An 11,686-nucleotide genomic window follows, 5' to 3' on the forward strand; every position below is an offset into this window, starting at 1 on the left:
CGCGGGGAAGATTCTTCGAGGCCGGTAGGGTGAACGGAAATAGTGCGCCACCCCCCCCCCCCCCCCCCCCCCTCCCCCCCCCCCCCCCCCCCCCCCCCCCCCCCCCCCCCCCCCCCGTCGGTCCGGCACCGGGGTGCCGGTCGTGCGGAGGGTGCCGGGTCAGACCCGGTCGGCCGCGATCAGCACGTACTGGAAGGAGCCGTCCTTGTAGGACTCGATGAACGCCTCCTCGATGCCGGTGACCAGCGAGGTGGTGTTCCGCAGCTCCCAGTAGGGCAGGGTGTCCGGGGTCAGGTCGATGACGGCCTGGGGCACCAGGCGGTTGTCGGCCATCGCCCGCAGGTACTCGCGGCGGGAGTGGATGTTGCACTCGAAGTGCGCGTTGATCTGCGAGACCCACTTCGACGGCTGGCCGTACTTCGGGTTCCAGCAGCCGGTGATGGTCACGTAGCGGCCGCCGACGGCCAGCACCCGGGAGTGCTCGGCGAACAGGTCGTGCAGGTCCACGTACATGCTGGACTCGTTGTTCCAGGAGCCGGCCACCGAGCCGTTCTCCAGCGGCATGTCGAGCATGTTGGCGACCCGGGAGCGGACGAAGTCGCCGATGCCCAGCTCGGCGGCGCGCTTGTTGCCGAACTCGGCCTGCTGCGAGGAGAGGGTCAGGCCCTCGACCCGGCAGCCGAAGCGCTGGTGGGCCATGACCATCGAGCCACCGCGGCCGCAGCCGGCGTCGAGCAGGGTGGACTCCGCCTTGATGTCACCGAGGTGGTCGAGCAGCACGTCGGCCTGGGCGGACTCCAGGCGGTGCAGCTCGGCGATGACCTTCTTCTCGCGCTCGCTGTCGGCCGGGTCGCCGATCGCCTCCTGGTCGATCTCGCCGATGCCGTAGTGGTGGTGGTACAGGCCGTCGACGTCGCCCAGGCGCAGGTTCACCGGGCGGGCCTCGTTGTTCCAGTAGCGCGCGATGTCGCTCTGGTACGGAGTGGCCGGGCCGGGAATGGCGGTGCCGGCGGTGGAGAGGTCGTCGGTCACGGACATGTGGGTCAACTCCAGTGTGATCAGGCTTGGTTAGCGGAAAAGGTGCGAAATGCCGACCGGCGCGTTACCAGAAGTCGGGCAGGCTGTACCGGTGGGTGTTGGTCTGGTGCCAGTAGTGGTTGCCGTCGAGCCAGGCCGCCACCCCGCGCAGGAAGCGCACCAGGGTCGGCACCGGGCAGGCGACGGCCAGCGCGGCCGACTCGGCCTCGAAGGCGTGCATCAGCTCGTTGTGGACCTCGACGGCCTTGAGGTAGCCCTCCTGGCGCGAGACGCCCTCCCGCTCGGAGATCACCACCGGCAGGTTCAGGTGGAGCCCCGGAGTGGCGAGCTCCTTGGTGTACGAGTAGAGGTCGTTGACGATGGTGGTCGCGTTGCCCGCCAGCGCGATGATCCGCTGCATGGCCGGCAGCGCGTGCAGCTCGACGGGCAGCTCGTAGCCGCCGACGGTGTCGGTGATCGTCGGGCAGGGGCGGAAGTTGTTGAACTGGCGCATCGCCAGGTACTCCCAGACCTCCGGCACGTGCTCGGCCTCGGCCCAGGAGGCCTCGGCCAGGTACCCCATGTGCAGCCGCGCCATGTCGTGCCGGAAGCGGTCCGCCTGGGCGGGCGTGGAGGCGCGGACGAAGTACTCCATCGCGGAGCGGTACGACCGCCGGGGCGCGTCCTCGGAGAGCGAGGCCTCCCAGGCCGGGTGGTACTCCGCGGTGGTGTGCAGCGGGTCCAGCGCGGTGTGCGCGAGGAGCAGTCGGCTGCCCAGGCCGACGGGCGAGCCGCCGAGGTCCTCGCAGTAGCAGTCGTCCACCGCGTTCTCGGCGACCATCAGACGGGCCGCGATCATCAGGTGGTCGATGCTCGGCGCGTCGGGGTGGCAGGCCACCATGTAGCGCCCGGTGGAGAACCCGTCGAAGTCCTTCTCCCACTCCGGCGGGTAGAGCTCGATCTCGTCGATCGCCCAGGCCTTGATCCTGAGGCTGAGCTCCGCCACCCGCACCGGGTCGGGCTCGGCGATCGGGTGGTGGTAGAGCCCGGGAATGGGGTCGCCGGTCTTCGGCTTGCCGCCCGGCGCGGCTGCGGCCGGGGCGCCGAAGGTCAGCGCGGGACCGGTGGGCAGTACGGGAGCAGACGGCAGTCCGGAAGCGGATGGCAGTACGGGCGCGGGCGACGGCGCGGACGGCGGTTGGACCTCGGGCAGGACGGCCTCCAGCGCGGCGGCCGCTGCCGCCAGGGCCTCCGACGCGACGGCCTCGACCAGCGCGGCCCCGCCGCCCGGGACGACGGCGGCCGGCACCTCGACCGCCGGGGCATCCAGCTGGACGTCGGCCGTCGGCGCCTCCACCGGCAGCCCGGGCGCCGCAACCTCGGGAGTCCCGACCTCAGGAGCCGCGACCTCGGGAGCCGGCGTCGGCGGCCTCAACTGCAGCCCGGCGGTGCCGAGTCCGGTGGGACCGCGCAGGATCCGGTCGATCGCCGGGGAGCTCATGAGCCCACCACCGGGGCGTCGACGGGCCCGGGCGGGGTACCCGTTCTGGTGCACAGGGGCATGGAGCCTCCTCCGAGAGGGATCACCTGATGTGACGGGTCGTCATCTCGCCCGCAGCGATGGGGAACTCCACGCCACGGGCCCCGTCTCGCTCGGTTCCCCACCGTAGGCGCGAAAGCCCGTTCCGGATCGCAACGGACGATCTTCTACACCCGATAGGGTGAACGTTCCGGCTGACGGCGTTTGGCCGCGCCGGTGTCATGCATCGGTCCGCCCGGGCCCCTGGCTGCGGTTCCGCACCCGCCGGCCCCCGCCCGTCCGGGCCGCGCGTCAACCTGCCGACCACCCGCCGTGTCCCGCGCCGGCCGGCGGCATCGCACCGGCCGCGACGGGGACCGTTCGACCGCGGATCGCCCGATCGGGACCGCCCGCGCCCGCGACGTCAGCCGGAAGACGGCCGGAGGACGGTCGGAAGACGGCCGGCGGGCGGGCCGGTGTCCGACCGCCGGCGTAAGGGGGAGAAGAATGGGCGGGGCGCCGTGCGAGGAACGCGGCCAGGAAGGAAGACCAGCACATGGAGAGCCAGGCCCGCAGCCGCACCGAAGTCGTCGAGGACCTCATGGAGCGCTTCCCCGACGTGCCCCGGGAGGCGGTGATCAAGGAGGACCTGCTGCGCGGCGGCATGGCCTTCGACGAGTCCGCCCTCAGCGGCAGCACCGGGGCCGACGGGAGCGGCGAGGTCAAACCGAAGTCCTACTTCATCTTCTCCTTCGACCACCGCACCCTGCCCGAGCTGGGCGCGGCCGCCCTCAACCGGCCGCCGGAGGAGGTCGTGCTGACCGGCGGCCCGTACGGGCTGCGCCGCACGGTGGTGTCGGTGCGGGTCAACCCGGACTCGCCGTACCGGGTGCGCGCGGGCGAGGACGGCACGCTCGGCCTCTACCTGGACGGCGCGCGGATCGCCGACGTCGGCCTGCCGCCGATGCCGGACTACTACCGGCACACCCTGGCCAACGGGAAGTCGGTGATGGAGGTCGCCCCGACCATCCAGTGGGGCTACCTGATCTACCTCACGGTGTTCCGGGTCTGCCAGTACTTCGGCGCCAAGGAGGAGTGCCAGTACTGCGACATCAACCACAACTGGCGCCAGCACAAGGCGGCCGGCCGGCCGTACACCGGGGTCAAGCCGGTGGAGGAGGTGCTGGAGGCGCTGGAGATCATCGACCGCCACGACACCGCCCGCGCCTCCCGGGCGTACACCCTCACCGGCGGCGCGATCACCTCCCAGGTCGGCGGCCGGGACGAGGCGGACTTCTACGGGCAGTACGCGAAGGCCATCGAGGAGCGCTTCCCCGACCGCTGGATCGGCAAGGTGGTCGCCCAGGCGCTGCCCCGCGACGACGTGCAGCGCTTCCACGACTACGGCGTGAAGATCTACCACCCCAACTTCGAGGTGTGGGACAAACGCCTGTTCGAGCTCTACTGCCCCGGCAAGGAGCGCTACGTCGGCCGGGACGAGTGGCACCGCCGGATCCTGGACTCCACCGAGGTGTTCGGCGCGGAGAACGTGATCCCCAACTTCGTGGCGGGCGTGGAGATGGCCGAGCCCTTCGGTTTCACCACCGTCGACGAGGCGATCGCCTCCACCCGGGAGGGGCTGCGCTTCTTCATGTCCCACGGCGTGGTGCCGCGCTTCACCACCTGGTGCCCCGAGCCCACCACCCCGCTGGGCAAGGCCAACCCCCAGGGCGCGCCGCTGGAGTACCACATCCGGCTGTTGCAGACCTACCGCGCCACCCTGGAGGAGTTCGGCCTCTCCTCCCCGCCCGGCTACGGCCCGGCCGGGCCCGGAAAGGCGGTCTTCTCGGTGAGCTCCTTCATGGACTCGCTGCCGGGCTGAGCCGTCTCCCGGTGACTGCCGCCCGCCCCGGCAGCGGCAGCCACCGGGGTCGTCAACTGCCCTGCTGCCGACGGACGGTGAGGATCTGCTCGGCCCGGCCCACCGGGCCGTGGACGTCGTGCAGCACGGTGCTGGTGACGCCGTGGCCGGCCGGACCGAAGCTGACGGCGGTGTCCAGGCCGGTCCAGCGGCCGCCGGGGCGGCGGTGGAAGTGGACGGTCAGATCGGTGTTCGGGAACATCCACTCGGTGGGCTGCTCCCGGACGGCGATGCCGTTGGCGGTGTCGACCAGGGCGATGAACGCGGCGTGCGGGCTCGCGGCCTCCCCCGCGACGAGCTCCAGCGGGGTGGCGAGCCAGGCGGCGGCCCGGCCCGGCGCGGTGGAGCGGCGCCGGACCTCCACCGAGGCGATGTAGCCGCCGGCCCACTGCTCGCTCATCGGCCAGGACTCGAACTCCTCGGGGGCGGGCAGCCGTTCGTCGTGGGTGCCGGCCACGGCGGCGGTGTCCTGCTCGGCCAGGAACCAGGCCCGGGCCCGCACCACGGCGCGTCCGGCGATCGAGGCGACCGCCTCCACCAGCTCGATGGTGCGGCCGGGGCGGAGGGTCTCGACCGTGATCTCCAGTTCGTCCAGGGCGATCAGGCCGAGGATGTCGAAGCTCACCCGGGCCAGGGCGAGGCCGTCCGCGGGGCGCCCGGCCCGGTGCCGGTCGATCGCGTGGACGATCAGGCCGCCCACCGGGCTGAAGTGCTGCTCGTCCGGGTGCCAGGCGCCCTGGGCGTGGACGGTGGGCTTGTACTGCTGCTCGCCGGTGCGCTGGTAGTAGCTGTCGGGTGCGGCGGTGGGGCTGGTCAAGGTGCGCTTCTCCTCGGGCCGGATCGCGGGGCTGCCGGGCGGGCGCCGGTCCCGGCGTGGCCGGCGTCCGCGCTCCCGATCGTAGGAGCCCGAACCGGCCCGGAAGCTGTGATGCCTGCCACACCGGGCCCGCCCCACCTGCGGCGTTGCCCCTGGTGGACGGCACCGCCCCGGCTCAGTGCGCGACCAGCGGGTAGTGGTCGGAGAGGTCGGTGTAGGTGTAGCTCCTGCCCCAGCTGCTCACCGTCCAGGGCGCGCTGTGCACCCGGCGGACCTCGTTGGTGTACTGCTGCGGGCGGGCGTGGTCGGCACGGTAGAGGACGTGGTCGAGGTCCTCCTTGGGCTCGCCCGGGTAGCGGTAGGCGGCGATGGAGTTGTCGACGGTGTCGAAGGAGTACGGCCAGCCGGTGCGGGCGGAGGCCGGGGCGAGGTAGCCGTTGTCCAGCAGGGACTGGTACTCGGTGCCGTGGAAGTCGATGTTGAGGTCCCCCGCGACCAGCACCGGCTCGTCCGCCGGGATCCGCTTCGCGTCCAGGAACGCCCGCATCGCGCCGAGCTGCCTGGCCCGGATCGCGGCCGCCTGGCCACTGGCGCAGCCGGAGTCGGTGGACTGGAGGTGGGTGCCGACCAGGTGGGTGCGCCGGCCGTCGACGTCGAGGACGACGTAGGCGAAGCCCTTGTTGGACCACCAGTCGGAGCCGCAGGCGTCCTTGTAGACGTACTGCTCCTGGTGCAGGATCGGCCACTTGCTGAGCACGGTGACCCCGCCGTCCTCGGGGGTGGTGGAGCTGTAGCTGCCGGAGGTGGCGTCCCAGCCGCCGGTGGAGCGGCCGACCACGGGGGTGTGGAAGGGGTAGGCGGCGGAGGCCTTGGCGATCAGGGCGTCGGAGGCGGCGTTGTCGAAGGCCTCCTCCAGCACGACCACGTCGTGGCCCTGGAAGAAGTCCGCCGAGGCGATCGCCTGGGCGCGGTGCTGCTGGCCCCAGTTGGGGTAGAGCGAGGTGCTCATCAGGAAGGTGTTGTAGGTCAGGACGTCCAGCGGCGGCGCGGTGACGGGGGCGCTCTCGGCGCCGGCCGGGGCGGCTCCGAGGGCGGCGAGCACGGTGGCGGCGGCACCGGCGGCGAGGGTGCGGCGCAGGGACGGCAGGGTCATCGGGGCTCCGTGGGGGACGTCGTCGGCCCGGCGGGTCGCGGGATGTTGTGTATCCAACTTCCGTACGTGCACGGCCCGCAAGACTTCCGGCGAGCATTCGGTGAATTCGTTCGGAACAGCACTACCGGCCGGTAGTACCGGTCGCGACCGGGCCTGACCTGCGGTCGACGGGGCGGTGACCGAGACCGCCGCCCGGGCCGTGGCACCGGAATCCCCTGCCGAACCCCGCCAAAAGCCCGATAAGATGCCGAGCGGTGTGCCGGGAAGTCTGGTCGGCTCGGGGGACGACTGCGGCGATCGGGCCACGGCGACCCCGACATTGCGATGGGTCGTTTCTGCAGATGCACGCCGTGGGGATCGTTCTCGTCCTGGTCGTCCTGGCCACCAGCGTGGCCACCTTCGCCCGCCGATGGCGGGTGCCCGCCCCCTCGCTGCTGGTCCTCGCCGGACTCGGCGTCGCCCTCCTCCCCGGCGTCCCCGCCCTGCACGTGCCCCCGCAGATCATCGGCGCGGTGGTGCTGCCGCCGCTGCTCTACTCCTCCGCCGAGGAACTGTCCCTGCGCGACCTGCGGACGGTCTGGCGGCCCGTCACCATCCTCTCCTTCGGCCTGGTCTTCGCCTCCGCCGCGGCCGTCGGCTTCGTCGCCGTCGCCGTCGCCGGGCTGCCGCCCGCGATGGCCTTCGTGCTCGGCGCCGTGCTCTCCAGCACCGACCCGGTGGCCGTCACCGCACTCGGCCGCCGACTCGCCCTGCCCGGGCGGGTCCAGGTGCTCGTCCAGGCGGAGAGCCTGTTCAACGACGCCACCTCGCTGGTGCTGTTCAAGGTCGCCGTCGGCGTCGCCGTGGCCGTCGGCGGGACGGTCGACCTGCCCGCCGCGGGCGGCGAGCTGGTGCTGCTCGGCGGGGGCGGCAGCCTGGTCGGCGCGGCCGTCGCCGGGCTGGTCTGGCTGCTGCGCCGCCGCACCACCGACCCGGTGCTGGAGACGGTGATAGCCCTGGTCACCCCGTACGCGGCGTACGTGCTGGCGGAGTCCGCGCACACCTCCGGCGTCACCTCGGTGGTGGTCGCCGGGGTGCTGCTCGGCCGCTCCGGCCACCGGCTCACCGACGCCCGGATCCGACTGCAACTGCACGCCGTGTACGCGGTGGTGGTGTTCCTGCTGGAGAGCGTCGTCTTCTCGATCGTCGGCCTGGAACTGCCCACGCTCGTCCGGGAGCTACCGGCCGGCACCGGCTGGTGGCCGCTCCAGTCGGTGGCCATCGCCGCCGTGCTGATCGCCGTCCGGGTGCTGTGGACCCTGCCGCTCACCCGCGCCGTCAAGCCCAGCCAGGGACGGCTGTCCTGGCGGGTCGCCGGGGTGGTGACCTGGGCCGGCACCCGGGGCGTCATGCCGCTGGCCGCCGCGCTCTCCATCCCGCTGCTGACCGAGGGCGGAGCCGCGCTCGACGGACGGCCGCTGGTCCTGGTGCTCACCGTCTCCAACGTCGTGCTCACCCTGGTCGTCCAGGGCCTGACCCTCGCCGCCGTGGTCAACCGCTCCGGACTCGCCCTGGAACCCGAGCACACCGCGCGCGAGGAGGCCGACGCCCGCGACGAGCTCAACCGCACCGCCCTGGAGCACGTGGACGGCCTGGCCGAGTTGGAGGCCGTCCCGGACACCGCCGTCGACCGGGTCCGCCGCGCCCTCACCGCCCGGCTCGACCGCACCCCCGAGGCCCCCGACGGCACCACCGCCGACGACGCCTACCGCCAACTGCGGCAGGAGGTCATCGCGGTGCAGAACGACCGGCTGCACCGCCTGTACGAGGAGCACCGGATCAGCGACACCACCCTGCGGCTGCTCCAGCGCGACCTCGACCTGGAACAGGCGGCCCTGGGCAGGACCTGACCGCAGGCCGGACGTGGCCGCGGGCAGGGCGGTACCCCGGCCTTCCGGCCGTCGGGGGCTGCCGTCACACTGTCGCGAGCACGAAGCAGAACCACCGAGCGGGGGCAGCATGGCCAAGCGTCCGAACAAGAAGCAGAAGCGGCCCCTGGCGGCCGGGGTCGTCCGGCCTGCCAAGCCCGCGCGTCGGCGCCCCGGGAAGGACGTCCAGCTCGCGCCGCGCACGGTGCGGCGCACCGCGCTGCTGGTCGGGCTGCTCGCCCCGCTGCTGATGATCGGGCTGCTGGCGCTCGCCACCAACCCCGACTACCAGGCCCCCTGCACCATCCTGGCCGTCCTGGTGCTGATGGTGGCCGTCGTCGGACTGATGATGATCCGCAGCAGCGGCTGGGTGGTCTGGCCCGCCGTCGCGCTGGGCCTGATCCTCCTGGTGATCCCCACCCCCGCCCTGCGCGCCCAGCTGATCTCGCACCGCGGGGTGGAGACCCGGGTCGTCGTCACCTCGGCGCACAGCGGCAAGGACAAGACGGGCCGGGTCAGCTGGACCTGCGGCATCCGCCGCGAGGACGGCCACCCGCTGCCGCACGGCACCATCGGGGGCTTCGGCTGCTCCGGGTCCTCGGTCGGCAGCACCACCACGGTGCTGGCCGACCCGGACGGCTGGGCACCGCCGGCCAACCGGGACGACGACCTCTCCTTCCGCGGCGCCGAGCTCTGGGTCTCGGGTGTGGCCGCCGTCCTGTGGGCCGCGCTCACCTTCGGCACGGCCCGCCGGGTCCTGCGCGGACGGAGCGGGCGCAGCGGAGCGGCCGGGCGCAGCGGACAGGCCGGGCGGCCCGGGCGAAAGAGCGCCTGACGACCGGGCCACGGATGAGGCGGTTCCACCGGTTCACCATTCCCACGGACGGCACGGTTCCGCCAACTCCCGTACACAGAAAGGCCGCTGGCCCACCCGCCCGCCGGCCTGCCGGCTCCCGTCAAGATCGCGTCAAACCGCCTGTTCGCAGACGAGGCACCGGAGTAGCCTGCGACCGTGAACGAACTGGTGTTCCGGGGCAAGGACTTGTTCCGCCCCTCCAAGTCCCATCTGGCCGGCGCCCTCGCCTTCCTCGTCCTCATGGTGTCGGTCGGGATGGTGCGCTCCGGGCCGGTGTTCGTGGCCTGGTCGCTCGGCATCGTCGTGGTGCTGTTCGCGCCGGTCTTCTACAGCTCGTGGCGGGGCTGGAGCCGGGTCGGACCCGAGGGCGTGACGATCTGCTGGGGGTTCGGGGCCGGGCGCACCTACTCCTGGGCGGAGATCCGCTGGGTCGACGTCCGCACCACCGCGTCCAGCGGACCGTACGCCGGCTCCGGACCGACCCGGGCAGCGCGGATCTTCACCACGAGCGGGCGCCGGCGCTCGCTGCCGGGCCTGTCCTGGAGTCCGCTGTACCCGACCGCGGACTTCGACGTGAACGTCCAGCGGCTGCGCAACTGGTGGGAGTCGAGCACCGAGGAGGCGCAGCGGGTCGAGCCCGTGAAGCAGTTCCGGGACCGGCTGACGCCGACCACGATCGCGATCGTCGCCGTCGTCCTGATCATGGTGGTCGGCTGGTTCGTGATCGCCTCGCGGTACTGACCACCCTCCGTCGCAGCACAGTTGAGCGGGTGCGTCCCCGGCCGGGCCGGGGGCGCACCCGTTTCCGTGTGCCCGGCCGTCAGCCGCGCAGCCCGTCCAGCAGGGTGAGGACGTCCTCGACCGAACCTGCGGGATCGGTGACGGGGTAGAGCACGCCGCGCACGGTGCGGCGTGCGTCGAGGACCAGGGTGAGCCGCTTGAGGCGTTCGACGCCCGCGGCGCGGAAGGTGGGCAGCCGTAGCCCGGCGGCGAGTTCCAGTCCGGCGTCGGAGAGCAGCGGGAACGGGATCCGGGCGTGCTCGGCGAAGGCCGCCAGCTGGTCCGGGCGTTGGGTGCTGACGCCGTAGACGGCGGTGTCGCGGGCGGTGAACTCGCCCATCCGGTCGCGGTAGGTGCAGGACTCCAGGGTGCAGCCGGGCGCGCCGGGGATGTCGCCCCAGCCGGGCGGGTGGTCGGCCCCGCCCGGGGCGTAGGCGCCGGGGTAGCAGTAGAGCACCGTCCAGGCGCGGTCCGCGGCGACCGGGTCGACCCGCCCCCCGGCGGCGGCGTCGAGTTCCAGCGCGGGCAGCCGGTGGCCGGTGAGGGCGGTGACCCGGCGGGTCTCGGCGGAGTCGGGGGCGCTGGTGGCGGAGAGGGTGCCGTCGCCCAGGACGTAGCGTCCGCCCCAGTCCTGGAGGGCGACCAGGACCGGCAGGAGTCCGCGGCCCCGGTCCGTCAGGTGGTACTCGTACCGCGGCGGGTGCGGGTGGTAGAGCCGTTTCTCCAGGACACCGTCGGCGACCAGTGCCTTGAGGCGCTCGGTGAGCACCTTGCGGCTGATGCCGAGTCCGTTCTGCAGGGCGTCGAACTGGTGGGTGCCGCCCGCGACGTCCCTGACCAGGAGCAGGGTCCAGGTGTCCCCGACCACCGCCAGGGCCTGGGAGATCGCGCAGTCCGGGTCCGCCGCTTCCGTGTGCCGCATGATCACCCAGTATAGTGAGTTCCCAAAGGGAACTTACTCGCGAAGCCACTCGGTCCCGGTCCTGGACCGGGTGGCGGCGAAAGGGGCGGACGTTGACGACGGAGACGGTGGACGCGGCGAGAACGGTGGATCCGGCGGGCGGGGGTGGCGGCACCGGCCGCGGGGCGGGGGCGTTCTGGCGCTACTGGAGCGCCTCGACCGTCAGTCGGCTCGGCGACCAGGTGACGACGGTGGCCCTGCCGCTGATCGCGGTGGTCACCCTGCACGCCTCGGCCTTCGAGGTCGGACTGATCACGGGCGCCGCCTACGTCGCCTGGCTGGTGATCGGACTGCCGGCCGGCGTGCTGGTCCAGCGGCTGCCGCTGCGCGGCACCCAGGTGGCGATGGACCTGATCCGGGCCGCCGCCGTTGCCTCGGTGCCGCTGGCCGCCGCGCTCGGCGTGCTGGGGCTGCCCCAACTGGTCCTGGTGGCACTACTGGTCGGCTTCGCCGGCGTGCTCTTCGACGTCGGCAACTCCACCTTCCTGCCCGCCGTCGTCCCCACAGAGCAGCTGACCGCCCGCAACAGCCTGCTCTCCGGCAGCATCGCCGCCACCGACCTGGCCGGGCCCTCGCTCGGCGGTGTGCTGGTGCAGCTGGTCGGCGGCGCGGCCTCGATGCTGCTGGACGCCGTCAGCTACCTGGCCTCGGCTGCCCTGCTGGGCACCCTGGGGGGGGGGGGGGGGGGGCGGCGGGGGGAGGGGAGGGGGGGGGGGGGGGGGGGGGGGGGGGGGGGGGGGGGGGGGGGGGGTGGT

At 73.0% G+C, this 11,686-nt stretch carries 9 protein-coding genes and 1 pseudogene; 5 read left to right on the forward strand and 5 right to left on the reverse strand.

From position 1 onward, the window contains the following. Positions 1–159: 159 nt before the first annotated feature. Together ACZ4W5_RS12645 and ACZ4W5_RS12650 are read right to left on the reverse strand one after the other, a co-directional pair. Positions 160–1,038, reverse strand: coding sequence for a geranyl diphosphate 2-C-methyltransferase (locus tag ACZ4W5_RS12645; protein WP_465654149.1), 879 nt, complete (start codon positions 1,036–1,038; stop codon positions 160–162). A gap of 64 nt (positions 1,039–1,102) precedes the next feature. Further along, complete coding sequence (locus ACZ4W5_RS12650) at positions 1,103–2,347, reverse strand: family 2 encapsulin nanocompartment cargo protein terpene cyclase (protein WP_465654239.1); 1,245 nt, start codon at positions 2,345–2,347, stop codon at positions 1,103–1,105. A 745-nt stretch (positions 2,348–3,092) separates the two neighbouring features. On the opposite strand from ACZ4W5_RS12650, the gene ACZ4W5_RS12655 reads away from it, so the two are divergent. After that, positions 3,093–4,418: a radical SAM protein gene (locus ACZ4W5_RS12655; RefSeq protein ID WP_360244757.1), complete on the forward strand. Its 1,326-nt coding sequence runs from the start codon at positions 3,093–3,095 to the stop codon at positions 4,416–4,418. Between the two features lie 52 nt (positions 4,419–4,470). On the opposite strand, the gene ACZ4W5_RS12660 is transcribed toward ACZ4W5_RS12655, so the two are convergent. Both ACZ4W5_RS12660 and sph read right to left on the reverse strand, forming a co-directional pair. After that, positions 4,471–5,274: a thioesterase family protein gene (locus tag ACZ4W5_RS12660; RefSeq protein WP_465654150.1), complete on the reverse strand. Its 804-nt coding sequence runs from the start codon at positions 5,272–5,274 to the stop codon at positions 4,471–4,473. Positions 5,275–5,449: 175 nt separating this feature from the next. Continuing rightward, positions 5,450–6,427: a sphingomyelin phosphodiesterase gene (gene sph, locus ACZ4W5_RS12665; protein WP_465654151.1), complete on the reverse strand. Its 978-nt coding sequence runs from the start codon at positions 6,425–6,427 to the stop codon at positions 5,450–5,452. Positions 6,428–6,768: 341 nt separating this feature from the next. Between sph and ACZ4W5_RS12670 the strand changes: the two genes are divergently transcribed. The 3 genes from ACZ4W5_RS12670 to ACZ4W5_RS12680 all read left to right on the forward strand — a co-directional run bounded on the left by ACZ4W5_RS12670 (position 6,769) and on the right by ACZ4W5_RS12680 (position 9,931). Continuing rightward, entirely contained in the window at positions 6,769–8,316 is a 1,548-nt protein-coding gene (locus ACZ4W5_RS12670) for a Na+/H+ antiporter (RefSeq protein ID WP_360244748.1), read from the forward strand. 109 nt (positions 8,317–8,425) lie between these two features. Next, complete coding sequence (locus ACZ4W5_RS12675) at positions 8,426–9,169, forward strand: hypothetical protein (protein WP_465654152.1); 744 nt, start codon at positions 8,426–8,428, stop codon at positions 9,167–9,169. A 177-nt stretch (positions 9,170–9,346) separates the two neighbouring features. Continuing rightward, entirely contained in the window at positions 9,347–9,931 is a 585-nt protein-coding gene (locus ACZ4W5_RS12680) for a hypothetical protein (protein ID WP_465654153.1), read from the forward strand. A 79-nt stretch (positions 9,932–10,010) separates the two neighbouring features. On the opposite strand, the gene ACZ4W5_RS12685 is transcribed toward ACZ4W5_RS12680, so the two are convergent. Then, positions 10,011–10,892, reverse strand: coding sequence for a winged helix-turn-helix transcriptional regulator (locus ACZ4W5_RS12685; protein WP_360244739.1), 882 nt, complete (start codon positions 10,890–10,892; stop codon positions 10,011–10,013). Between the two features lie 230 nt (positions 10,893–11,122). Between ACZ4W5_RS12685 and ACZ4W5_RS12690 the strand changes: the two are divergent. Then, positions 11,123–11,530, forward strand: a pseudogene (locus tag ACZ4W5_RS12690) (MFS transporter); the annotation flags it as partial. Positions 11,531–11,686 lie beyond the last annotated feature (156 nt).

It is taken from the genome of Kitasatospora sp. NPDC029367 (genome assembly GCF_055569135.1).

Excerpts from the sequence above, each read along its gene's own strand:
- sph (WP_465654151.1), bottom strand. The coding sequence starts at position 6,427 with ATGACCCTGCCGTCCCTGCGCCGCACCCTCGCCGCCGGTGCCGCCGCC.
- ACZ4W5_RS12685 (WP_360244739.1), bottom strand. The coding sequence starts at position 10,892 with ATGCGGCACACGGAAGCGGCGGACCCGGACTGCGCGATCTCCCAGGCC.
- ACZ4W5_RS12645 (WP_465654149.1), bottom strand. The coding sequence starts at position 1,038 with ATGTCCGTGACCGACGACCTCTCCACCGCCGGCACCGCCATTCCCGGC.
- ACZ4W5_RS12675 (WP_465654152.1), top strand. The coding sequence starts at position 8,426 with ATGGCCAAGCGTCCGAACAAGAAGCAGAAGCGGCCCCTGGCGGCCGGG.
- ACZ4W5_RS12655 (WP_360244757.1), top strand. The coding sequence starts at position 3,093 with ATGGAGAGCCAGGCCCGCAGCCGCACCGAAGTCGTCGAGGACCTCATG.
- ACZ4W5_RS12670 (WP_360244748.1), top strand. The coding sequence starts at position 6,769 with ATGCACGCCGTGGGGATCGTTCTCGTCCTGGTCGTCCTGGCCACCAGC.